Source organism: Lentisalinibacter orientalis, from assembly GCF_040706535.1.
GTDB lineage: Bacteria > Pseudomonadota > Gammaproteobacteria > Steroidobacterales > Woeseiaceae > Lentisalinibacter > Lentisalinibacter orientalis.
In genome coordinates, this window is the sequence record NZ_JAPDRJ010000003.1 from 436273 (window position 1) to 456898 (window position 20626).

Below are 20626 nucleotides of genomic sequence, written 5' to 3' on the forward strand. Positions count from 1 at the left end.
GCGCGGATTATAAACGGCCCGGGGGTTCCGGTTCGCCGATTTCAGTGGGTGCGCCGCACTGATCCAGGTATTCCAGCACCCGCGCCCGGTCCAGTCTGGCCTCGCAGAGCACCCGGCCGTCCGCCTCGAGCACCGGCACGCGCAACCCGTAGCGCTCGACCAGGTCCGGGTCGCGGTCCACGTCGCGCAGGTGGAGGCGGACCCGGCCCCGCGTCAGCGGCATCAGTTCCTCGATGAGGACCTCGCACAGGTGACAGCCGCGCCGGGTAAATACCGTCAGCTCACGCATCCGCGGCGGCCTCCGCCGATCCGTCCACGAGCAGGCGGGGATGGCAGCGGCCGTCCGCGTCCAGACGCCGCGATACCCCCCGGGCCAGCGGCAGAGCCGCCGCGAATCCGCCGAACGCGAGGCCGACAGCGGCAGGCTCGCCGAGACCCAGCAGGGTCGCCGCCACGCTGCCCGCCAGCAGGCCCGCGAGCGGGATGCCGTAGACCGCAACGGCGGCACCGGCGAGACCGCGCTGCTTCATGGCCACGCGGACGGTGTCGCCCGGCGCCGGGCGGTAACCCGGGGGCCTGGTCAGTATCAGCCGGCCCTCGCCTGCGCGCGCCGCCGCGAAACCGAAACCGCAGCCCTCGCCGCGGGCGCAGCGCGCGCAGGCGCCCGCCGCTGCCACCCGCACCGCCACGCTCTGCCCGTCGACCGCCTCGACCCGGCCGTCGCGGACCAGCAGTCCGTCGCTGTCACTCACCGGCAGGCGCGGCGGCGAGAGAATTGGCGATCATCCGCACCGTATGCCCCGGCACCTCGCCGATCACCGTGACCTGGTGTCCGTTGACCACGGTGCCGAAGGCGTAGGCGGCGCCGATACGGGAGGCGCCTTCGAGCTTGCCGCCCGCCTGCTGCCCGGCCTCGACGAAGACGGACACGCTGGCGACGCCGTCGGAATAGACGATGTGGGCCACCTCGCCCTCGCTGTCCGGGAAACGCTCCGTGCCCGCGGAGACCAGCCGGAAGCCGCTCGGCACTTCCCGGGCCTCGAAGCCGGTGGGATTGACGTCGTCGCGCCCGGGCGTCTGCCCGGCGTCCCGCACCCAGGTGAAACCCTCGATGTCCATCGACGGGCGAAACGCCGAGGCCGGGATGGGCTTGCCGATGGTGATCTCGGCGAAGCGCATCTCCTCGACGATGTCGCCGCCGGTGCCCACCACCTGACGCCGCAGCGGCAGGGCGGAGGCCTTGTCCAGCCAGAGTCGGTGACCGAAGCGGAAATGATCGCGGGGGCGGATGGCCAGCTGCACCGACGGGCGGCCCACCACGCGTTCGTAGTCCTCGATGGTGAGGTCGTAGCTGCGCGACAGCGCCTCGGGCTGCACGGCGAGACGGCCGAACAGACCTTCCTGGTTGATCTGCTGCTCGACCAGCACCATGCGGCTCTCGGGCAGGATGCAGTGCACCTCGTCGCCGGCCCGGATGATCTCCCGGCCGGCCCCGTCCAGGGATTCGAGCTTCTCGCTCACCTCGCCGTCTTCATAACGATGGACGATGCGCAGCGTCTGCACCTGACCGTTATGCACCCGCACGACGGTGCCGCTGTAGTTCGCCTGCTCGACGGCCACCGCCATGCGCTGCAGCCATTCCATGGGCGAGGGTTCCGCCGCCAGCGCGGCGCCGCACAGCGCCGCGGCGGCGAAGCCGGCGAAGAGGCTGCCGCCGCGCACCGCTGCGTTACCGGGCCGCATCATCCGCCGGGTTCTCTGCCGTTCCCGTCCGTCCGTCTTCAGAGGTCACCGTGGAGTTTTCCGTGGAGGTTTCCGTGGCGTATTCCGTGGCATTTACCAGCGGTCCGTTCGGCTGCGTGACGATGCGGCTGTGCATGCCGCTGCGCATGAGTGTACCAGCCCGCTCGCCGTGGCTGATCATGTAGTTGGTCAGCCGCGCCGGCACGGCACTCACCGGCCGGACGGTCACGGGCGCATCCGCCGGAACGGTGTAGGCGTAGCCTTCGGCGGCCGCATCCAGGGGTGCCGCCACCGGGGCTTCCTCGGCGGTGTCCGCGGTGACCGCCTCGGGCCCGGCCACCTCGCCGGTGTTCTGCAGCCCCATCAGCGCGACCACCGCCACGGTCGCGGCCACCGCCACGCCGGCCGCCGGGCGCAGCCAGCGGGAGCGGACGGGCCCGGCTACGGTGCCGCCGTAGGTGGTCTCGTCGTCGAGCGCCGCCGCCACCCGCCCGGCCAGGTCGACGCCCGCCAGGCGTTCGCCCCGCAGCGCCTGTCCGATCAGCAGATAGCGCCCGGCGACGCGCCGCAGTTCCTCGTCGCCCTGCAGCCGCCGTAACAACAGCTCCGCTTCTCCGTCGGGCAGTTCGTCGTCCAGGAAGGCCGACATCTGGTCTCGTAGCTTGTCGTTCATGTCACACCGATCTCTTCTGCCGGACCGCACGCCTCACGCGAGGAGCGGCTCGATCCGTTTACTGATGGCTTCCCTCGCCCTGAAGATGCGCGAGCGCACGGTACCCACGGGGCACTCCATGGTCTCGGCGATTTCCTCGTAGGTCATGCCTTCCAACTCGCGCAGGACAATCGCCGTGCGCAAATCCTCGGGCAGATCCTGGATCGCCTCATTGATCGTCTGCTGCACCTCGTCCTTCATCAGAACCCGTTCCGGGCTGTCGATATCCTTGAGACGGGCCTGCATGTCGTATTGTTCCGGGTCCTGGAGATCCAGGTCGTATTCCACCGGCCGGCGCTTCGCCGCCACCAGGTAGTTCTTGGCCGTATTGACGGCGATACGGTACAGCCAGGTGTAGAACGCGCTGTCGCCCCGGAACCGCGGCAGGGCCCGGTAGGCCTTGAGGAATGCCTCCTGGGCCACGTCGTTGGCCTCGTCGGGGTCCCGCACATAGCGCATCACCAGGTTCACGATCTTCGTCTGGTACTTGAGCACGAGCAGGTTGAAAGCCTGCTTGTCCCCCTGCTGTACCCGCTTTACCAGTGCGGCGTCGCTCCGCTTCGCGCTCATCGGTCGGACTCACGCAGGACGGTATCGCGCACTGCCAACGCAATAGACAGGGGGCCGTCTGGAAAGTTCTCGGGATAAGGCATCGGCGAGCAGGAAAATCCTTGTTTGTGATGCGGTTTGTGATGCGCCTCACGCGACGTGCCGCTAGCGTGGCGGGCTACAGCGCATGATGGACCTGATGAAAGACGCCGGGACGACCGAATCAATTCTAGCAGTTGGGCGAGTTTGCAACCAAAGCGCCTCGCCGCGTGCGCCAGAGTATGCGCAGGCGGCGCCAGTCGTCCCCGCGCTGCGAGCGCGGCGGCCGCAGCGGCACCAGCCACCGCCGCCCGCCGTCGCCGCGGAATGCGGCCAGCGCGGCGCCGCGGCCGAACCAGCTCGCCGGCGACAGGCTGACGCACACTTCCCCGTGACCGGTGCTGAGCGACCAGCCGCCCGCCGGATCGAAGCTCACGGCCTCGGGCAGGGCCGCGCAGGCGGCAAGGCGGCGGTGACAGACCAGCCCCGCCGCCAGCGGCAGGACGCCGGCCAGGCGGCCCCAGCCGCTGCCGACTGCGGCCAGCGCAAAGGCCGTGAGCAGCGCGACCGCCGCGATGTAACCGTGCAGCCAGCGCCCATGCGCGCGGTCAACGGGCAGAGAAATCGCGAATCCGTCGGATGATGTCGGCAAACCCGGGCTCCGGTTCGGCTCTGCCGAGCAGATAAGCCCATATCTCCGGGTCCTGCGACTCCAGTAAGGCCGCGAAATCCGCCTTTAGGGGCTCATCCAGGCGCGGATACTCCTGTTCGAGGAAGCCGCTCAGGAGGACGTCGAGCTCGCGCATGCCACGCCGGCACAGCCAGCGCAGCCGCCCCGGCGGCGCTGCGGAATCCGTCATCGCCGCCCGGCCCTCAGAGCCGGCGCTCGGCCAGCATCTTCTTCGTCTCGGCGATGGCCTTCGCCGGATTCAGGCCCTTGGGGCAGGTCTGGGTGCAGTTCATGATGGTGTGGCACCGGTACAGGCGGAAGGGATCCTCCAGCGCGTCCAGCCGCTCCCCGGTGGCCTCGTCCCGGCTGTCCACCAGCCAGCGGTAGGCGGCCAGCAGCGTGGCCGGACCGAGGTAGCGGTCGCCGTTCCACCAGTAGCTCGGGCAACTGGTGGAGCAGCAGGCGCACAGGATGCAGGCCGACGGGCTGTTGATCTTCTCCTGGTCCTCCTTCGACTGCAGCCGCTCGCGGTCCGGCGGCGCCGGCGTGCGGGTCTGCAGCCAGGGCTTGATGGAGGCGTACTGGGCGTAGAAGTTCGTGAGATCGCCCACCAGGTCCTTCACCACCGGCAGATGCGGCAGCGGGTAGACCCTGATGTCGCCGCCCACGTCCTCGTTGGCGGTGATGCAGGCCAGGTGATTGCCGCCGTCGATATTCATCGCGCAGGAGCCGCAGATGCCCTCCCGGCAGGAGCGGCGGAAGGTGAGCGTGGGGTCGACCTCGTTCTTGATCTTGATCAGCGCATCGAGAACCATGGGGCCGCACTCGTCCATGTCCACCTCGTAGGTGTCCATGCGCGGGTTCTCGCCGCTGTCCGGGTCGTAGCGATAGATCACGAACCGGCGCACGTTCTTCGCGCCGTCGGGTGCGGGGAAATGGCGGCCCTTCCCTATCCGTGAGTTCTCCGGGAGTCGAAATTCTGCCACGTCTGCCGATTCCTCTTGGTGTTGCCGTGTCGGGGTGTGCCCGTCCGGGTCAGTAGGTGCGCGCCTTGGGCGGGATGGCCTGGACCTCGTCCGTCAGCGTCTGACCGTGCACGGGGCGGTAGTCGATCTCCACGCCCCCGTCCTCGCCGACCCAGGCCAGCGTGTGCTTCATCCAGTTCTCGTCGTCGCGGTCCGGGTAGTCCTCGCGCGCCTGGGCGCCGCGGGACTCCTTCCGGTTGGCCGCCGAGTGGATCGTCGCCAGTGCGTTCAGCAGCAGGTTCTCCAGTTCCAGCGTCTCCACCAGATCGGAGTTCCAGACCATGGATTTGTCCGCGACGCTGACCCGGCGGTAGTCACCGAAGGTGTCCTTCAGTTTCTCGATGCCCTCGGCCAGCAGGTCGCCGGTGCGGAAGACCGCCGCGTGATTCTGCATGAGCTTCTGCATCTCGAGGCGGATCTCGGCGGTCGGGCGCTCGCCGTCGCGCTCCAGCAGGCCGCGGATCTTCTCCACGGTCGTCTTGCCCGCGTCGTCCGGCAGCGGCTTGTGCCGCGCACCCCGGTCCATGCTCTCGGCGCAGTGCCGCGCCGCAGCGCGGCCGAATACCACCAGGTCCAGCAGAGAGTTCGAGCCCAGCCGGTTGGCACCGTGCACCGACACGCAGCCCGCCTCGCCGACAGCCATGAGCCCCGGCACCACGCTGTCCGGGTCGCCGTCCCTGGAGGTCACCACCCGGCCCCGGTAGTCGGTCGGGATGCCGCCCATGTTGTAGTGCACGGTGGGCAGGACGGGGATGGGCTCCTTCAGCACGTCGACGTTGGCGAAGATCTTCGCCGTCTCGGCGATGCCGGGCAACCGCTCCTCGATCACCTCGCGACCGAGATGCTCCAGGTGCAGGTAGCAGTGGTCCTTCTCCGCGCCGACGCCCCGGCCCTCGCGGATCTCGATGGTCTCCGCCCGGCTGACGACGTCCCGGGACGCGAGGTCCTTCGCGTTCGGCGCATAGCGCTCCATGAAGCGCTCGCCCTCCGAGTTGGTGAGGTAGCCGCCCTCGCCCCGCACGCCTTCGGTGATGAGGCAGCCCGCGCCGTAGATGCCGGTGGGATGGAACTGCACGAACTCCATGTCCTGCACCGGCAGGCCGGCACGCAGCACCATGCCGCCCCCGTCGCCCGTGCAGGTGTGCGCGGAGGTGCAGGAGAAGTAGGCACGGCCGTAGCCGCCGGTGGCGAGGATGACCTGATGTGCGCTGAAGCGATGCAGGCGGCCGGTGGCGAGATCCAGCGCCACGACGCCCCGGCACACGCCGTCTTCCATGATCAGGTCGATGGCGAAGTACTCGATGAAGAACTCCGCCTCGTGCTTCAGCGACTGCTGGTACAGCGTGTGCAGCATGGCGTGCCCGGTGCGATCCGCCGCCGCGCAGGTGCGCTGCGCGGTGCCCTCGCCGAAGTGGGTGGTCATGCCGCCGAAGGGGCGCTGATAGATACGCCCGTCCTCGGTGCGGGAGAACGGCACGCCGTAGTGCTCGAGCTCGATGACCGCGTCCGGGGCCTCCTTGCACATGTACTCGATGGCGTCCTGGTCACCGAGCCAGTCGGAGCCCTTCACGGTGTCGTACATGTGCCAGCGCCAGTCGTCCTCGCCCATGTTGCCGAGCGCGGCGCTGATGCCCCCCTGGGCGGCCACGGTGTGGCTGCGGGTGGGGAACACCTTGGTCACGCAGGCGGTCGTGAAACCCGCCTCGGCCAGCCCGAAGGTGGCGCGCAGTCCGGCGCCGCCGGCGCCGACGACGACCACGTCGTACTTGTGGTCGATGAAGTCCTTGTCCAGGCTCATGTATCAGTCCCGAAAGCGATCTTGAGGATGGCGAACAGCGCCGCGACGGCCACCACGACGTGCAGGAAACGCACGGCCATCAGGGTAATCACGCGGGTGGCGCCGCCTGTGTAGTCCTCGATCACCACCTGGGTGCCGAGGAACGAGTGATAGGTGAGGGTCGCGACCAGCAGCAGCAGCAGCACTGCCGTTACCGGCCGGGCGATCCAGGCAGTCACCGTGGCGTGATCCAGCCCGTCCAGGCCGAGCAGCGCGATGACGAACCACAGGGTCAGCGGCACCAGCGCCACGGCGCTCACCCGCTGCATCCACCAGTGTTCCGTGCCCGATTTGGCCGATCCGAGCCCGAGCGCCCGGGCCATGGGAGTCTTGATGGTCATGTGCGTGCTCCCTCTAGCTGCCCGACGCGAGGATGACGGCCCACAGCACCGCCGTTGCCACTACGCTGATGGCGACCACGGCCCAGCCGGATGCCCTCGCCTGCTCCATCTCGAAGCCCATGCCGGCGTCCCAGAACAGGTGCCGGATGCCGTTGCCGAGGTGGAAGAAGAAGGCATAGCTGCCGCCGAGCAGGATCAGCAGCCCGAGCGGCGAGCCGACGAAGCCGGCGACGGACTCGTAGGCCGCATCGCCGGAGGCGGCGGCCAGCAGCCAGGCTGCCAGCAGCAGCGTGGAGAGGGACAGCGCCACACCCGTTCCCCGATGCAGGATGGAAAGCGTGGAAGTGATGCGCCAGCGGTAGACACCGATGTGCGGTGACAGTGGCCTGTTGGTGTTGTCCATGTCCCTCTTTTTCGTCTGACGAAGCTGTTCCCGATGCCGGCGTCGAACCCTTGTCGCGCTCGCAGGACACGGCCGCGCGGTCTCGTCATCCGGCGCCGGATGACAGCCTCTACACGGCGGGTGTGCCCGGCGCCTCGGGCCCGCTGGCCCGGCGGCACCTCAGAAGTCTATGCAACGGCCGCCTTTCTCCCAGTCGCCGTAACGCGTAGGATCGGGACCCTGACGGCCGCCGATCTCTTTCGGCGCGTCGTCACCCGGGAGCGGCGCATTTCCAGCGTCTTCGCGGGCTCCGTCGTTGCTCTCCGGGGAGGTTTCGGGCGGCTGCTTAGACATGGTTTAAGTATGCCAGAGGCGATCATTCGATGCACCCGCCCGAACTGAGTCAAACCCTTGAAACCCGGCCACTGCGGCGGCGTCCGGAGCGGGCCGGCAGGACGGCCGAGGAGGCGAATTGAGCGAACCGTCGAACCCCAACAACGATCGCGGCAACGATCCCGGCAGCGACGCTCCGGTCTGCCTCGCGGCGACCGGCGCGGACCGGATCGATTTCCTGCAGGGACAGCTCACCCAGGACCTCGGGCGACTCGAGGCGGAGCGGATCCTGACCGCCGCCTGGTGCAACCCGAAGGGCCGGGTGATCGCGCTGCTCACCCTCGTGCACGGCCGCGATCGCGTGCTGCTGTTCCTGCCCGACTGGCAGGCGGACGACTTCACCGCGCGCCTGCTGCGCTATCGGCTGCGCGCCGACGTGGACATCACGCCCGAGCCGGATACGCGGCTCGTCGCCGTCGACTCCGGACCCGGCGGCATGCAGCTGCCCGAGGGCGAACCCGTGCTGGCGACGCGGCTGCTGCCCGGCACCGAACCGCGCGTGATGGAGATCTGCACGGCGGCCGATCATCTCCAGGGCCTGGACGCGACGCTGCTCCCGCCGGAAGCCTGGCGCCGCGCGGCCATCCGCGCCGGGCGCCCCGCGCTGTCTCCCGAGACGGCCGAGTCCTTCACGCCCCACATGCTGAACCTGGACCTGCTGGATGCCATCAGCTTCCGCAAGGGCTGCTACACCGGGCAGGAGGTGGTGGCGCGCACGGAGAACCTGGGCCGGCCGTCGCGGCGCATGCTCCGTTTCAGCGCGGGGGCGGAGCCGCCCGCGCCCGGCGCACGGCTGCTGGACGAGGCCGGCAGCACGGCCGGCACCGTGGTGCGGGCCGCGGCCGCCGACGGCGGCAGCGAATTCCTCGCAGTGGTCGCCATCAAGCAGCTCGGCGGCGAGTTGCGCCTGGAGGACGGCACACCGGCCGCCCCCGGCTCGCTGCCCTACTCGGTGCCGGAACTCGAGACCGGCTGAGCGTCGTCCTGGCCCTGTTCCTGGCCATGTTCATGGCCATGCTCCGGCCGCATGTAGGGGAACAGCAGCACGTCCCGGATCGACGGTGAGTCGGTCAGCAGCATGACCAGCCGGTCGATGCCGACGCCGAGACCGGCGCAGGGCGGCATGCCGTATTCCAGCGCGCGGATGTAGTCCTCGTCGTAGGACATGGCCTCCTCGTCGCCGGCGCTGCGATTCTCGACCTGGGCGCGGAAACGTTCCGCCTGGTCCTCGGGGTCGTTCAGTTCGGAGAAACCGTTGGCGATCTCCCGGCCCGCCACGAAGAACTCGAACCGGTCTGCGACGAAGGGGTCGTCGTCGTTGCTCCGGGACAGCGGCGAAACTTCGACGGGATAGGCAGTCACGAAGGTGGGCTGATCCAGCGTGTCCTCGACGGTCTTCTCGAAGATCTCGATCTGCAGCTTGCCGGGCCCGTAGCCGGCCAGCACCGGGATGCCGAGGGATTCCGCCACGGCGGCCAGGTGGTCCCGATCCCGCACGCGGGCAGGCTCCAGGCCCGGGTTGGCGTCGAGGATCGACTGCTCGACGGTGACCCGGCGGAAGGCCGGTCCGAAGTCGTAGGTGCTGCCCTGGTATTCGACGGCGGTGCCGCCGGTGACCGCCTCGCACACGCCGCGCATCAGGCTCTCCACCAGCTCCATCAGATCCCGGTGATCCGCATAGGCACAGTAGAGCTCCAGCATCGTGAACTCCGGATTGTGCTGGGTGGAGATTCCCTCGTTGCGGAAGTTGCGGTTGATCTCGTAGACGCGCTCGAAACCGCCGACCACCAGCCGTTTCAGGAACAGCTCCGGCGCGATGCGCAGATACAGCTGCATGTCCAGTGCGTTGTGATGGGTGACGAACGGACGCGCCAGCGCGCCGCCCGGCAGCGTCTGCATCATCGGCGTCTCCACCTCCAGGAACTGCCGCTCGTCCATGAACGCGCGGATGAAGGAGACGATCTCGGAGCGCGTGGTGAACACCCGCCGGCTGTCCTCGTTGATGATGAGGTCGACGTAGCGCCGGCGGTAGCGGGTCTCCTGGTCGGTGAGACCATGCCATTTCTCGGGCAGCGGCCGCAGTGCCTTCACCAGCAGCCGCAGGACGTCGACCTTGACGCTGAGCTCGCCGGTGCGGGTCCGGAACAGCGTGCCCTCGGCCGCCACGATGTCGCCGAGGTCCCAGCCCTTGAACTGCCGGTAGAGGCCCTCGGGCAGCGCGTCGCGCTGAATGTAGAGCTGGATCTGGCCGCTGTGGTCCTGCAGCTTCGCGAAGCTCGCCTTGCCCATCACCCGCTTTGCCATCATGCGGCCGGCGACCGAGACGCGGATGCCGCGCTCCTCCAGCGCCTCCCCGTCCTCCTGGTCCCAGGCGGCATGCAGCTCGGCCGCCAGCGCATCGCGGCGGAAGTCGTTCGGGTACGCGCCGCCCGCCTCGCGGAGCGAGGCGAGTTTGCGCCGGCGCTCGGCGATCAGCTTGTTCTCGGATTCCGCGGGCTTATCCTGACTCAATGCTCTTCCCTCAATGTTCTGCCGGATGCTCTGCCGGATGCTCTGCCGGCGGCGCTGTCACAGGCCCTGCTTCAGGCTCGCCTCGATGAATTCGTCCAGGTCGCCGTCCAGCACCGCCTGGGTGTTGCCGGTCTCCATCCCGGTGCGCAGGTCCTTGATGCGGGACTGGTCCAGCACGTAGGAGCGGATCTGGCTGCCCCAGCCGACGTCGGCCTTGGTGTCCTCCAGGGCGTCCGCCTCGGCGCGGCGCTTCTGCAGCTCCAGTTCGTAGAGCTTGGCCTTCAGCTGCTTCATCGCGGTGGCCTTGTTCTTGTGCTGGGAGCGGTCGTTCTGACACTGCACCACGATCCCCGAGGGCTCGTGGGTGATGCGCACGGCCGACTCCGTGCGGTTGACGTGCTGGCCGCCCGCGCCGCTGGCCCGATAGACGTCGATGCGCAGGTCCGAGGGGTCCACCTCGATGTCGATGTCGTCCTCCACCTCCGGCGAGACGAACACCGACGCAAACGACGTGTGGCGGCGGTTGCCGGAGTCGAACGGCGATTTTCGCACCAGGCGGTGCACGCCGGTCTCGGTGCGCAGCCAGCCGTAGGCGTACTCGCCGACGAACTTCACCGTGGCGCTCTTGATGCCGGCCACCTCACCCTCGGAGGCCTCGATCATCTCGGTGCGGAAGCCGTGCTGCTCGGCCCAGCGCAGATACATGCGCAACAGCATCTCGGCCCAGTCCTGCGCCTCGGTGCCGCCGGCGCCGGACTGGATGTCGACGAAGGCGTTGGCCGAATCCATCTCGCCGGAGAACATGCGGCGGAACTCGAGTCCTTCGACGTCCCGGGCGACGCCGCCGACGTCCCGGGCGATGGACGCCAGGGTGTCCTCGTCTCCCTCCTCGGCCGCCATCTCGAACAGCTCGCCGGCATCAGCGACGCGGGTACCGATGCGATCGAGGGTGCCGACCACCTTCTCGAGTTCGGCGCGTTCCTGGCCGAGCGCCTGGGCGCGCTCGGGGTCCTGCCACACGGCCGGGTCCTCCAGCTCGCGCAGGACTTCGGTCAGTCGCTCCGACTTGCCCGCGTAGTCAAAGATACCTCCTCAGGGCCTCTGCCCTTGCCGAGAGGTCTTCGATCTCTGTTCTGATCTGGTTGGTGTCCATTGCACCCCTCCGAAAACAAGCGGCGCAGTCTATCATGAGTGGCGCGAGCGACGGCGCTACAACCGCTGCATGCTCTCCACCACGAGCTGGGCGCGACGGATGCCGCCGTACTCGTTCACGTCGAGCCGATAGGCGACGTGCACCCGGTGCCCCGGCATTACCGTCACCGCGTCCACCTGGTTGAAGGCGATGGCGTCCAGCGGCGCCCCGGCGCCGCTGCCGGTCAGTCTCAGCTTCCAGTGCCGCTCGCCGACGACGCGGGCCTCGCGGACGATGAAGACGCCGTCGAACAGCGGCTCCGGGAACGCCTGCCCCCACGGACCCGCCTCGCGCAGCGCCTCGGCCAGCGGCAGGCCGATGTCCGCGGCGTCGAGTTCGCCGTCGGTGAGCAGCGTGCCGCTGAAGTCCGCGTCCGGGAAACACTCGGCCACCCGGCTGGCCGCCAGCCGGCGGAACCGGTCCAGATTCGAGCGCGGCAGGCTGAGACCGGCCGCCATGGCGTGCCCGCCGTAGCGCCCGATCAGCTCCGGCGCCGACGCCGCCACGGCGGCCAGCACGTCGCGGATGTGCACCCCCGGTACGGAGCGGGCCGAGCCCTTCAGCTCCCCGCCGCGGGCATCGGCGAACGCGATCACCGGGCGATTGACCCGTTCGCGGATGCGGGAGGCTACCAGTCCGACCACGCCCTGGTGCCAGCCGGGATCGTACAGGGTGACGCAGTGGGGCAGCGCGCTCTCCCCCGCCGGCAGGTCGATGTCCTCCAGCGAGGACAGCGCCTCCGCCTGCATGCGCGCCTCGATGCGGCGGCGCTCGTCGTTGATCTCGGACAGCCGGGACGCCAGCCCGCGCACCTCCGCGACCGAATCCGACACCAGCGCCTCGATGCCGGTGCTCATGTCCTCCAGCCGTCCGGCCGCATTCAGGCGCGGCGCGACGCCGAAGGCGAGGTCGCTGGCCACCGCCCGCCGCGGGTCCCGGCCGGCCGCCTGCAGCAGCGCCGGGATGCCCGGCACCGCGGCCCCGGCGCGGATGCGCGCGAGCCCCTGGCGCACCAGCACCCGGTTATTGCGGTCCAGGGGCACCACGTCGGCCACGGTGCCGAGGGCGACCAGGTCCAGGTAATCCGCTGCGATGCGCTCGGCACCCGCCTGCCCCTCCGCCGCCAGGCGGCGCCCCAGCGCGGCCATCACGCAGAACGCCACGCCCACGCCGGCGAGATATTTGCTCGGGTAAGGGTCCCCCGGCAGATTCGGATTGACGATGGCAGCGGCCGCGGGCAGCCGCTCGCCGGGCAGATGGTGGTCGGTGACCAGCACGTCGATGCCGAGCTCGCGGGCTCGCTCGACGCCGCGCACGCTGGAGATGCCGTTGTCCACCGTCACGATCAACGAGGGCCCGGCCTCGGCGGCCACCTCGACGATCTCCGGTGTCAGCCCGTAACCGAAGTCGAAGCGGTTCGGCACCAGCGAGTCCACGGCCGTGTAGCCGTAGCGGCGCAGACAGCGCATCACCAGCGCCGTGCTGGTGGCGCCGTCCGCATCGAAGTCGCCGACGATCGTGACGCGGCCGCCGCGATGGGCGAGCAGCAGCTCCACCGCCCGCTCCAGGTTGGCGAGACCGCCCACCGGCGCGAGATGACGGAGCCCGAGTTCGAGTTCCTCCGCCGTGCGGATGCCCCGGGCCGCGTACACCCGGCGCAGCACCGGGTGGAGCGAGGCCGGCAGCGCGGCATCCTCGCCCGCCGTCCGCCGTACGATCGCCAGACCGCCCTCGCTCATCGCCGCCTCCACGCCGCCAGCAGCGCTCGCGGTCCGCGGCGCGGCAATGTGGCGGATAGTCCGTCCCGGGTGACCATGCGGACGCGGTTCCCCCGCAGGGCCTTCGCGACGGCCGGCCGTGCCAGGATCTCGCCGGACAGTGCCATGACGCAGCCCGCGGCGAGCACTCGGGCCCCCGCGTCACCGGCAGGCGGTGCGGCCGTCTCGCCGCCGAGCCGATGCCAGAGGCCGGTCAGCAGCGGGTCGTCCGCATGGAGCGGCGGCAGGCGCTGCCCGCCCGTCGCAGGCCCGGTCTCCGCCCGGCCGCCGCCCCAGAACCAGACGGAATTCACCGGCGGCAGGCCCCGCTCCGCACGGAAGCGGTTCACCGGATGGTCGTGCCACAGCATCTGGATCTCGTTGCCGAGGGCGCGGAACAGGCCGGCGTCCGGCCCGCCGGGGAGCTCGTCGCGTATGCGTCCGGTCCCCGCCACCGCCGGCGATGCCGCCGTGAATGCGTACTCCCGCTCGGAGGCGACGTACCAGCGTCCCGCCCCGCCGGCCCACAGCGAGAAGCCCCGCTCCTGCAGGCTCGGCAGAATGTCCTCGCGCAGCGCCGCCGCCTCGTCGTCGGCAAGCGCGGGCGCGTGCTCCAGCAGGTGCAGCTCCCGCATGTCGGCGGCCATGGACACCGGATCCATGCAGGCCAGCCAAGGTCTTCCCGGCCCGGCGTCCGCAGCGCCAGACCCCGGATCGCATCGGTGGCGCTCCCCGTCCAGTCGCAGCCACGCCGGCGGCGCCGGCAGAGCGATCCCCAGCCAGCAGGCCGCGGCGCTCGCGGCATCCGGGGCGCGCCAGGTGCCGGCCGCTTCCACGCCGGGCAGCAGCTGTGCGAGCGCCGGCTGATCGAGATCCGTCAGGAACAGGAGAGATTTCATCGAGCGTGTCAGGTGGCTTCAGAGCGGGCGGTGCGGCATTGACACGACCCGCGGAATCCCTAAGGTCGGGGCTTGGGCCGTCGCCCGCATCCGGGCACGCATGATACGCCATGAAATTGACCTCATGAAATTCACTCTCGACAGACCCGCGGGACTCAGCATCACGGCCTGCTCCGAGGCCGGCATCACCATCAGCGGCACCCTGTACCGCTCCAGCGTGCTGCTGCTGCCCGAGGAGGTGCGGGACTGGGACTGCGCGGACGTGGACAACCTCGACGCCGTCACCCTCGCGCCCGCCGTCGAGCTGGCGCCGGAGATCCTGTTACTCGGCTCCGGGCGCAGCCTGCGCTTCCCCGACGCCGCGCTCACCCGCGGTCTGGCCAGGCAGGGTATCGGTCTCGAGGTCATGGATACCCGGGCCGCGTGCCGTACCTTCAATATCCTGACCGCCGAGGAGCGGCGGGTGGTGGCGGCGCTCATCGTGGAGTAGCCGGCGGGAGGTCGCGGATCGGGCGGCCCCTGCCGCCCCGCTCGCCCCCCCCGGGTGCCTCAGCGTCCTCGCGGCAGGAACGGCCGGGGGTCCACCGGTTCGCCGTTGCGGCGTATCTCGAAGTGCAGCCGCGGTTTGCGGCCCGGGCCCTCGCCCATCTCGGCGATGCGCTCGCCCTGCTTCACTGTCTCCCCCTCCGCCACGTGCAGCGCGCGGTTGTGGCCGTAGGCGCTCAGGTACGTGGCGTTGTGCTTGATGATGACCAGATTGCCGTAGCCGATCAGCCCACTGCCCGCATACACCACCTGGCCGTCGGCGGCCGCGCGCACGGCCTGGCCCATCCGCCCCTCGATCAGCACGCCGGTCAGCGCGGCGTTGTCTTCGCCGAAGCCGGCCGCAATGGCGCCGTCGGTGGGCCAGCGCCAGGACGGCGACGGCAGGTCCGGCAGCGCCAGCCGGGAACCGGCGTTGCCATTGCCGGCCTGACCGGCCGCCGGAGACCCGGAACCCGACGTCCCGTTGCGCGCGACGGCCCCCGTCGGGCGCAGGACGATGCGCTGGCCCGGATGGATGAGCGAGCCGTCGCCGAGGCCGTTCCAGCGGGCGACGTCGCGCACCTCCAGGCCATAGCGGAAGGCGATGGAATACAGGGTGTCGCCGCTGCGCACGATGTGGGCCGCGGGAACGTCGGCGTCCCAGTTGAGCGCCCGGCCGCCGCAGGCCGTGAGCAGGGCAGCGGCCAGGCAGAGCGCCAGCGCTCGCGTCAGCCGTACCATCACCTGGCCGCGACGATGGCCACCACGATGAGGCAGAGCGCGACGAACAGCCAGCCGAGCAGATCGATGCGACGGCGCAGCCCGTCGGCGAATCGCTGGCCGCCGAGGGCGATCAGCCCGGCCACCAGGAAAAACCGGGCGCCCCGACCGAAGAACGAGGCGATGACGAATCCCGGAAAGGCCATCGCCGCCGCACCGGCGGAGATGGTGAAGATCTTGTACGGGATCGGCGAGAAACCCGCGATCAGCACCGCGAGCACGCCCCATTCGGCAAACCAGTCCCGGCCCTCGAGGTAGGCGTCCCAGTAGCCCACGTTCTTCAGCAGCGGCTCGATGGCCTCCAGCGCGAAGTAGCCGATGGCGTAGCCCGCGATGCCGCCGGCGACCGAGGTCAGCGTGGTCAGCGTCGCCAGCGACAAGGCACGGTCCGGCCGCGCCAGGCACATCGGCGCCAGCATCACGTCCGGCGGGATCGGGAAGAACGAGGACTCGGCGAAGCTCAATCCGCCCAGATACCAGCGGGCATGGGGATGGGCGGACCAGGACAGGACCCGGTCGTACAGTCCGCCGAAGATCCTCACGCCGAGGCTCCTGCCACCAGCGGCACGAAGCTGACCGGGCCGAGCGAGACCTGCTCGTAGCGGTCGTGCCGGTGCACGATGGCCATCAGCTCCTGATGCCGGGCCGAGCCCACCGGCAGCACCAGCCGGCCGCCCGGCGCGAGCTGGGCGAGCAGCGCTTCGGGCACCCGCTCCGGCGCGGCCGCCACCAGAATGCCGTCGTAGGGGCCGTACTTCGGCCAGCCCGCCCAGCCGTCGCCGCGGCGAAAGCGCACGTTGCCGATGCCCAGTTCGTGGATGCGCTGGCGGGCCCGGGTCATCAGCGGCATCAGGCGCTCGATGGTGTAGATCTCGTCGACCAGCGGTGCGAGCACGGCCGTCTGGTAACCGCAGCCGGTACCGATCTCCAGGATGCGCCCGCCCGGCAGCCCCTTCAGCAGTGCCTCGGTCATGCGCGCCACGATGAACGGCTGGCTGATGGTCTGGCCGTGGCCGATGGGCAGCGCCGTATCCTCGTAGGCCCGGCTCGCCAGCGCCTCGTCGACGAAGATGTGCCGCGGCACCGCCAGGATGCGCTCGAGCACCCGCTCGTCGCGGATGCCGCCGGCCCGCAACCGCTCGACCAGCCGGTTGCGCGTGCGCGCCGACGTCATGCCGATGCCCCGGTGCGCGGTGCTGTCAATCATCGGCGAGCCAGTTGCGCATGTCGTCGAGGACCTCGTGGCGGGTCAGGTCCACCTTCAGCGGGGTCACGGCGACACGTCCCCGGGCGATGGCATTGAAGTCGGTGCCGGGCCCGGCATCCTGACCGCCGCCGGCCGGGCCGATCCAGTAGATGGGCTTGTCCTTCGGGTCCCGGTCCCGCATCACGGGTTCCGAACGATGGCGGAAGCCGAGCCGGGCCACTTCTATGCCCTCCAGTTCCTCCCACGGGCGGTCGGGCACGTTCACGTTCAGGATCGTGTCCGAGGGCAGCGGATGACGCTGCATGCGCTCGAGCAGCGACACGACCACCCGTGCGGCGGCGGGGTAATGCACGGGGTTGTTGCCCACCAGGGAGACGGCGATGGCGGGCAGGCCGAGGAAGCGCCCTTCCATCGCCGCCGCCACCGTGCCGGAATAGATGACGTCGTCCCCCAGGTTCGCGCCTTCGTTGATACCGGACACCACCATGTCGGGCTCCTCCGGCAGGAAACCGGACACGCCCAGATGGACGCAATCGGAGGGAGTGCCGTTCACGCAATAGCGGCGCTCGCCGGTGCGGATGACGCGCAGCGGCGACTCCAGGGTCAGGGAGTTGCTGGCGCCGCTGCGGTTGCGATCCGGCGCCATCACGGTGATCTCGCCCAACGGCTCGAGTGCGTCGGCGAGCACCCGTACGCCCTCGGCCAGGTGCCCGTCGTCGTTACTGACAAGAATTCGCAAACCGGTGTGAGCCTGTCGTTGGTGCTGGTGGACGGCGCTAACTATACTCAATGTTCGCACCGGTACCTAGGGCGAACGAGGCCGTGTCGTGGATGCCCGGGGGCGCCGCGCACCAGGGCAGGGAGGCGGTCGATGACGGACGACAGACAGGGCGGCCACGGCGACGGGCTGAGCGAGGAGGACATTGAACTCTTCCGCGCGAGCGTGGGCGACGCCAGGCGCATCCGCCTGGATCGCATCGAGACGCGCCGCCGCCCGCCGGCGCCGGAGGCGCGCTTCCGGCGTGCCGACGAGGCCGCGGTCCTGACCGAGAGCCTGACCCATAGCGTGGCCGACCAGGAGCACCTCAGCGGCGAGCAGCTGCGCTTCCATCGACCCGGCCTCAGCGCCCGCGCCATGCAGAAACTCGTCCGCGGCGGCTACCGCATCGAGGCCGAGACCGACCTGCATGGCCTGACCGTGAACGAGGCCAAACAGGCGCTGAACGAGTTCCTCGTCGAGAGCCGCGCCCTCGGCCATCGCTGCGTGCGCGTGATCCACGGCAAGGGCAAGCGCTCGGGACATCGCGGCCCGGTGCTGAAGCAGCGCGTCGACGGCTGGCTGCGGCAGTGGGACGGCGTGCTCGCCTTCGCCTCGGCGAAGCCCGCCCACGGCGGCACCGGGGCGGTCTACGTCCTGCTGAAGCCGCTCTGACGGCTCAGCCGGTCTCCAGCAGCTCGCGCACGAGGGTGGTCGCGTACTCCCCGGCGGGCAGCGAGAAACGCAGCAGCAGACACTCGTCGCCCTCCCAGGACGACTCCAGCGTCCGCGGCACGAGCCGAAGGCTTCGCCGGGCCATCTCCAGGCCGGCCGCCTCCAGACCCGCGGCCAGCCATTCCCACTCCGCCGCCACCGCCTGCTCCACCGCCGCCGGGGCGGCGGCCGGCCGCGGTCCGTCCCGGCCCCAGAGCGGCCCGGTGGGGTGCACCTCGCCCGCCACGACCCGGGCGGCCAGCGAGTCGTCGGTCGCCTCCGCGTGGAAGACGCTGCCCCTGCCGTCGAGTATCAGCACCTCGCCGTCCAGCGCGCGGTCCCAGCTGCCGTCCCCGACCCGCCGCGCCAGCACCTGATTGAAGAGCCAGGCGCGGGCCGCGGACAAGGCGAACTCGCGTTCGCGCCGGCCGAGGCGTTCGCCGGCGAACAGCCGGCGGGCCAGCTCCAGGTTGCCGACCTCGCGGCCGAAGCGCTGGCTGCCGAAATAATTCGGCGCGCCGTCGACCGCGACCCGCTCCAGCCCGGCTTCCAGCATTGCCCGGTCGGCCCGGACGTCGCGCAGCCGCAATTCGAAGCGGTTGCCCGACAGCGCGCCGCGCCGCAGCTTGCGGCGGTTGCGCGTCAACGACAGGAGCCGCACCCCCTCGGCCGCGAATCCCTCCCAGTCGGTCGGCGCCGCGTCGCGCAGCGGCACGCTGAACCACTGCCGGGTGCGGGCGTGCCGGTCCTTCAATCCCGCATAGCCCACGTCCCGCGGGCGCACGCCGGCGTGGCGAGCCAGCCGCGACGCCACCCACTGCGTGTTGCAGCCGGTCTTCTCGACGAACAGGTAGTGATGGGGGCCGTCGCCGGACGGTTCGAAGCCGAGCTCCTCCTCCACGACGAAATCCTCGGCCGTGGCCTTCAGCCGGGCCGCGCCGGCGGCGGGCCCACCCGCCCGGGGCCAGTCGGGGATTTCCACGGGGCTCAGTCGGCCGGGACGACCTGGTAGAAAGTCTCGCGGGGCCCGATCAGGCCGAGATCGCTGCGGGCACGCTCCTCGGCGGCCTCGGATCCCGTCTTCAGGTTCTGCACTTCGGCTTCCAGCGCCGCGTTGCGCGCCGCCAGGGCCTCGTTCTCCTCCCGTGCCTCGGCCACCGCGTGACGCAGCTCGCGGGTCTTGCGGTAACCGTCCTCGGACAACCACAGGTCCGCCTGGAGACCCAGGAACAGAAACAGCAGCAGGGCGAGGAACCAGCGCACGTCAGTCTTCAGCCTTCTTCAGCCCCCGAAAGCGGGAAGGCCCCGCGACCCGCGTAGCTCGCGTGATGATTCAGGGCCTCCTCGATCCGCAGTAGCTGATTGTACTTCGCGATGCGGTCCGAACGCGACATCGAGCCGGTCTTGATCTGCGTGGCGCGGGTACCGACCGCGATATCGGCGATGGTGGAGTCCTCCGTCTCGCCCGAACGGTGCGACACGACGGCGCTGTAGCCGGCCTCCACCGCCATGTCGATGGCGGACAGCGTCTCGGTGAGCGTACCGATCTGGTTCGGCTTGATCAGGATGGAGTTGGCAATGCCCTCCTCGATGCCGCGCGACAGGATGCGGGTGTTGGTCACGAACAGGTCGTCGCCGACCAGCTGGATGCGGCCGCCCAGGCGCTCGGTCAGCAGTTTCCAGCCGTCCCAGTCGTCCTCGGCCATGCCGTCCTCGACCGTGATGATGGGATAGGCGTCGACCAGGCCGGCCAGGTAATCCACGAATCCTGCGGCGTCGAACTCCCGATCCTCGGATTCCAGCCGGTACACGCCGTCGCGGTAGAACTCCGAGCTCGCCACGTCCAGCCCGAGCATGATGTCCTCGCCCAGGCGGAAGCCCGCCTTCTCCACCGCCTCGGCGATGGTGTCCAGCGCCGCCCGGTTGGAAGGCAGGTCCGGCGCGAAGCCGCCCTCGTCGCCCACCGCCGTGTTCAGGCCGCGACCGTGCAGCACCTTGCGCAGCGTATGGAAGATCTCGGCGCCGGCGCGCACGGCCTCCGAGAAGCGCGGCGCGCCGACCGGCAGGATCATGAACTCCTGGATGTCGACGTTGTTGTCCGCGTGGGCCCCGCCGTTGATGATGTTCATCATGGGCACGGGCATCACAGACTCCTCGCCCATCAGCCGGTACAGCGGCACGCCGGAGGACCGGGATGCCGCGTGGGCGCAGGCCAGGGAGACGGCGAGGATGGCATTGGCGCCGAGCCGCGACTTGTTTTCGGTGCCGTCGAGCTCGATGAGGCGGCGGTCGATGGTGGTCTGGTCGTGGACGTCCGTGCTGACGAGCGCATCGCGGATGGCGCCGTTGACGTTGCCCACCGCCTTGCGCACGCCCTTGCCGCCGTAGCGGTTCGGGTTGCCGTCGCGCAGTTCCACGGCCTCGTGCGCCCCGGTGGAGGCGCCCGAGGGCACGGCGGCCCGGCCGATGACCCCGTTCTGCAGGATCACGTCGGCTTCGACCGTGGGGTTGCCGCGCGAATCGATGATCTCGCGGCCACGGATGTCGGCGATCTGGCCCATGCTGTCTCCTGGGTTATCTGTGTCGTTCTGTG

26 protein-coding genes are annotated in these 20626 nt (G+C 70.1%); 3 read left to right on the forward strand and 23 right to left on the reverse strand.

The window, feature by feature from the left end:
- Positions 1 to 7: 7 nt before the first annotated feature.
- The 12 genes from ACJMK0_RS13620 to ACJMK0_RS13675 form a co-directional block, all read right to left on the reverse strand.
- Positions 8 to 289 carry a glutaredoxin family protein gene (locus tag ACJMK0_RS13620; protein ID WP_405238954.1) on the reverse strand — a complete coding sequence of 94 codons (282 nt, stop codon included), beginning with the start codon at positions 287 to 289 and terminating at the stop codon, positions 8 to 10.
- Positions 282 to 752 carry a SoxR reducing system RseC family protein gene (locus tag ACJMK0_RS13625; RefSeq protein WP_405238955.1) on the reverse strand — a complete coding sequence of 157 codons (471 nt, stop codon included), beginning with the start codon at positions 750 to 752 and terminating at the stop codon, positions 282 to 284. The genes ACJMK0_RS13620 and ACJMK0_RS13625 overlap by 8 nt, the downstream gene beginning before the upstream one ends.
- Positions 745 to 1746, reverse strand: coding sequence for a MucB/RseB C-terminal domain-containing protein (locus ACJMK0_RS13630; RefSeq protein ID WP_405238956.1), 1002 nt, complete (start codon positions 1744 to 1746; stop codon positions 745 to 747). The genes ACJMK0_RS13625 and ACJMK0_RS13630 overlap by 8 nt, the downstream gene beginning before the upstream one ends.
- On the reverse strand, positions 1730 to 2416 hold the full coding sequence (locus tag ACJMK0_RS13635; protein WP_405238957.1) for a sigma-E factor negative regulatory protein: 687 nt from the start codon (positions 2414 to 2416) through the stop codon (positions 1730 to 1732). Before ACJMK0_RS13635 ends, ACJMK0_RS13630 begins: the two co-directional genes overlap by 17 nt.
- Positions 2417 to 2449: 33 nt before the next feature.
- Positions 2450 to 3025 (reverse strand): RNA polymerase sigma factor RpoE, encoded by a 576-nt coding sequence (rpoE, locus tag ACJMK0_RS13640; protein ID WP_405220113.1) that lies wholly within the window; start codon positions 3023 to 3025, stop codon positions 2450 to 2452.
- Between the two features lie 208 nt (positions 3026 to 3233).
- A complete protein-coding gene (locus tag ACJMK0_RS13645; RefSeq protein ID WP_405238958.1) occupies positions 3234 to 3695 on the reverse strand; it encodes a hypothetical protein in 462 nt (153 codons plus the stop codon).
- The gene (locus tag ACJMK0_RS13650) at positions 3652 to 3903 is read right to left on the reverse strand and encodes an FAD assembly factor SdhE (RefSeq protein WP_405238959.1); all 252 of its coding nucleotides are present in this window, start codon (positions 3901 to 3903) and stop codon (positions 3652 to 3654) included. The genes ACJMK0_RS13645 and ACJMK0_RS13650 overlap by 44 nt, the downstream gene beginning before the upstream one ends.
- 13 nt (positions 3904 to 3916) lie before the next feature.
- Positions 3917 to 4699 (reverse strand): succinate dehydrogenase iron-sulfur subunit, encoded by a 783-nt coding sequence (locus ACJMK0_RS13655; protein WP_405238960.1) that lies wholly within the window; start codon positions 4697 to 4699, stop codon positions 3917 to 3919.
- Between the two features lie 49 nt (positions 4700 to 4748).
- Positions 4749 to 6536 (reverse strand): succinate dehydrogenase flavoprotein subunit, encoded by a 1788-nt coding sequence (sdhA, locus tag ACJMK0_RS13660; RefSeq protein ID WP_405238961.1) that lies wholly within the window; start codon positions 6534 to 6536, stop codon positions 4749 to 4751.
- Positions 6533 to 6916: a succinate dehydrogenase, hydrophobic membrane anchor protein gene (sdhD, locus tag ACJMK0_RS13665; protein ID WP_405238962.1), complete on the reverse strand. Its 384-nt coding sequence runs from the start codon at positions 6914 to 6916 to the stop codon at positions 6533 to 6535. The genes sdhA and sdhD overlap by 4 nt, the downstream gene beginning before the upstream one ends.
- A gap of 13 nt (positions 6917 to 6929) precedes the next feature.
- The gene (sdhC, locus tag ACJMK0_RS13670) at positions 6930 to 7319 is read right to left on the reverse strand and encodes a succinate dehydrogenase, cytochrome b556 subunit (protein ID WP_405238963.1); all 390 of its coding nucleotides are present in this window, start codon (positions 7317 to 7319) and stop codon (positions 6930 to 6932) included.
- Between the two features lie 159 nt (positions 7320 to 7478).
- Entirely contained in the window at positions 7479 to 7652 is a 174-nt protein-coding gene (locus ACJMK0_RS13675) for a DUF1674 domain-containing protein (RefSeq protein ID WP_405238964.1), read from the reverse strand.
- Between the two features lie 118 nt (positions 7653 to 7770).
- Between ACJMK0_RS13675 and ygfZ the strand changes: the two genes are divergently transcribed.
- The gene (gene ygfZ / locus ACJMK0_RS13680) at positions 7771 to 8667 is read left to right on the forward strand and encodes a CAF17-like 4Fe-4S cluster assembly/insertion protein YgfZ (RefSeq protein ID WP_405238965.1); all 897 of its coding nucleotides are present in this window, start codon (positions 7771 to 7773) and stop codon (positions 8665 to 8667) included.
- Here the strand turns inward: ygfZ and lysS are convergent.
- The 4 genes from lysS to ACJMK0_RS13700 all read right to left on the reverse strand — a co-directional run bounded on the left by lysS (position 8637) and on the right by ACJMK0_RS13700 (position 14050).
- Positions 8637 to 10202, reverse strand: coding sequence for a lysine--tRNA ligase (gene lysS / locus ACJMK0_RS13685; protein ID WP_405238966.1), 1566 nt, complete (start codon positions 10200 to 10202; stop codon positions 8637 to 8639). The genes ygfZ and lysS overlap by 31 nt on opposite strands.
- A 57-nt stretch (positions 10203 to 10259) precedes the next feature.
- Positions 10260 to 11355 (reverse strand): peptide chain release factor 2 gene (gene prfB, locus ACJMK0_RS13690; RefSeq protein ID WP_405238967.1). Its coding sequence is split into 2 segments (ribosomal slippage): positions 10260 to 11282 and positions 11284 to 11355, totalling 1095 coding nucleotides; the frame shifts between segments, so codons are not numbered across the junction.
- Positions 11356 to 11411: 56 nt separating this feature from the next.
- Complete coding sequence (gene recJ / locus ACJMK0_RS13695; RefSeq protein ID WP_405238968.1) at positions 11412 to 13133, reverse strand: single-stranded-DNA-specific exonuclease RecJ; 1722 nt, start codon at positions 13131 to 13133, stop codon at positions 11412 to 11414.
- Positions 13130 to 14050 carry a hypothetical protein gene (locus ACJMK0_RS13700; protein ID WP_405238969.1) on the reverse strand — a complete coding sequence of 307 codons (921 nt, stop codon included), beginning with the start codon at positions 14048 to 14050 and terminating at the stop codon, positions 13130 to 13132. Before ACJMK0_RS13700 ends, recJ begins: the two co-directional genes overlap by 4 nt.
- 124 nt (positions 14051 to 14174) lie before the next feature.
- On the opposite strand from ACJMK0_RS13700, the gene ACJMK0_RS13705 reads away from it, so the two are divergent.
- Complete coding sequence (locus ACJMK0_RS13705) at positions 14175 to 14540, forward strand: Mth938-like domain-containing protein (protein ID WP_405238970.1); 366 nt, start codon at positions 14175 to 14177, stop codon at positions 14538 to 14540.
- 59 nt (positions 14541 to 14599) lie between these two features.
- Here ACJMK0_RS13705 and ACJMK0_RS13710 read toward each other — a convergent pair whose 3' ends face one another.
- From ACJMK0_RS13710 to surE, 4 genes are read right to left on the reverse strand one after another with little or no spacing between them, the layout of a single operon-like run.
- A complete protein-coding gene (locus tag ACJMK0_RS13710) occupies positions 14600 to 15316 on the reverse strand; it encodes a peptidoglycan DD-metalloendopeptidase family protein (RefSeq protein WP_405238971.1) in 717 nt (238 codons plus the stop codon).
- Complete coding sequence (locus ACJMK0_RS13715; protein WP_405238972.1) at positions 15316 to 15897, reverse strand: YqaA family protein; 582 nt, start codon at positions 15895 to 15897, stop codon at positions 15316 to 15318. The genes ACJMK0_RS13710 and ACJMK0_RS13715 overlap by 1 nt, the downstream gene beginning before the upstream one ends.
- Positions 15894 to 16562, reverse strand: a complete 669-nt coding sequence (locus ACJMK0_RS13720; RefSeq protein WP_405238973.1) for a protein-L-isoaspartate(D-aspartate) O-methyltransferase — start codon at positions 16560 to 16562, stop codon at positions 15894 to 15896. The genes ACJMK0_RS13715 and ACJMK0_RS13720 overlap by 4 nt, the downstream gene beginning before the upstream one ends.
- Positions 16555 to 17301, reverse strand: a complete 747-nt coding sequence (gene surE, locus ACJMK0_RS13725; RefSeq protein ID WP_405238974.1) for a 5'/3'-nucleotidase SurE — start codon at positions 17299 to 17301, stop codon at positions 16555 to 16557. The genes ACJMK0_RS13720 and surE overlap by 8 nt, the downstream gene beginning before the upstream one ends.
- A gap of 132 nt (positions 17302 to 17433) precedes the next feature.
- On the opposite strand from surE, the gene ACJMK0_RS13730 reads away from it, so the two are divergent.
- Positions 17434 to 17994, forward strand: a complete 561-nt coding sequence (locus ACJMK0_RS13730; RefSeq protein ID WP_405238975.1) for a Smr/MutS family protein — start codon at positions 17434 to 17436, stop codon at positions 17992 to 17994.
- 4 nt (positions 17995 to 17998) lie between these two features.
- Here ACJMK0_RS13730 and truD read toward each other — a convergent pair whose 3' ends face one another.
- From truD to eno, 3 genes are read right to left on the reverse strand one after another with little or no spacing between them, the layout of a single operon-like run.
- Entirely contained in the window at positions 17999 to 19015 is a 1017-nt protein-coding gene (gene truD / locus ACJMK0_RS13735) for a tRNA pseudouridine(13) synthase TruD (protein ID WP_405238976.1), read from the reverse strand.
- A 5-nt stretch (positions 19016 to 19020) separates the two neighbouring features.
- Entirely contained in the window at positions 19021 to 19296 is a 276-nt protein-coding gene (locus ACJMK0_RS13740) for a septum formation initiator family protein (RefSeq protein ID WP_405238977.1), read from the reverse strand.
- Between the two features lie 8 nt (positions 19297 to 19304).
- Positions 19305 to 20594 (reverse strand): phosphopyruvate hydratase, encoded by a 1290-nt coding sequence (eno, locus tag ACJMK0_RS13745; protein WP_405238978.1) that lies wholly within the window; start codon positions 20592 to 20594, stop codon positions 19305 to 19307.
- Positions 20595 to 20626: the final 32 nt, after the last annotated feature.

Excerpts from the sequence above, each read along its gene's own strand:
- ACJMK0_RS13710 (WP_405238971.1), bottom strand. The coding sequence starts at position 15,316 with ATGGTACGGCTGACGCGAGCGCTGGCGCTCTGCCTGGCCGCTGCCCTG.
- ACJMK0_RS13700 (WP_405238969.1), bottom strand. The coding sequence starts at position 14,050 with ATGAAATCTCTCCTGTTCCTGACGGATCTCGATCAGCCGGCGCTCGCA.
- sdhC (WP_405238963.1), bottom strand. The coding sequence starts at position 7,319 with ATGGACAACACCAACAGGCCACTGTCACCGCACATCGGTGTCTACCGC.
- ACJMK0_RS13630 (WP_405238956.1), bottom strand. The coding sequence starts at position 1,746 with ATGATGCGGCCCGGTAACGCAGCGGTGCGCGGCGGCAGCCTCTTCGCC.
- sdhD (WP_405238962.1), bottom strand. The coding sequence starts at position 6,916 with ATGACCATCAAGACTCCCATGGCCCGGGCGCTCGGGCTCGGATCGGCC.
- rpoE (WP_405220113.1), bottom strand. The coding sequence starts at position 3,025 with ATGAGCGCGAAGCGGAGCGACGCCGCACTGGTAAAGCGGGTACAGCAG.
- ACJMK0_RS13635 (WP_405238957.1), bottom strand. The coding sequence starts at position 2,416 with ATGAACGACAAGCTACGAGACCAGATGTCGGCCTTCCTGGACGACGAA.
- eno (WP_405238978.1), bottom strand. The coding sequence starts at position 20,594 with ATGGGCCAGATCGCCGACATCCGTGGCCGCGAGATCATCGATTCGCGC.
- ACJMK0_RS13730 (WP_405238975.1), top strand. The coding sequence starts at position 17,434 with ATGACGGACGACAGACAGGGCGGCCACGGCGACGGGCTGAGCGAGGAG.
- recJ (WP_405238968.1), bottom strand. The coding sequence starts at position 13,133 with ATGAGCGAGGGCGGTCTGGCGATCGTACGGCGGACGGCGGGCGAGGAT.
- ACJMK0_RS13675 (WP_405238964.1), bottom strand. The coding sequence starts at position 7,652 with ATGTCTAAGCAGCCGCCCGAAACCTCCCCGGAGAGCAACGACGGAGCC.
- ACJMK0_RS13650 (WP_405238959.1), bottom strand. The coding sequence starts at position 3,903 with ATGACGGATTCCGCAGCGCCGCCGGGGCGGCTGCGCTGGCTGTGCCGG.
- ACJMK0_RS13620 (WP_405238954.1), bottom strand. The coding sequence starts at position 289 with ATGCGTGAGCTGACGGTATTTACCCGGCGCGGCTGTCACCTGTGCGAG.
- sdhA (WP_405238961.1), bottom strand. The coding sequence starts at position 6,536 with ATGAGCCTGGACAAGGACTTCATCGACCACAAGTACGACGTGGTCGTC.
- ACJMK0_RS13705 (WP_405238970.1), top strand. The coding sequence starts at position 14,175 with ATGAAATTCACTCTCGACAGACCCGCGGGACTCAGCATCACGGCCTGC.
- ACJMK0_RS13720 (WP_405238973.1), bottom strand. The coding sequence starts at position 16,562 with ATGATTGACAGCACCGCGCACCGGGGCATCGGCATGACGTCGGCGCGC.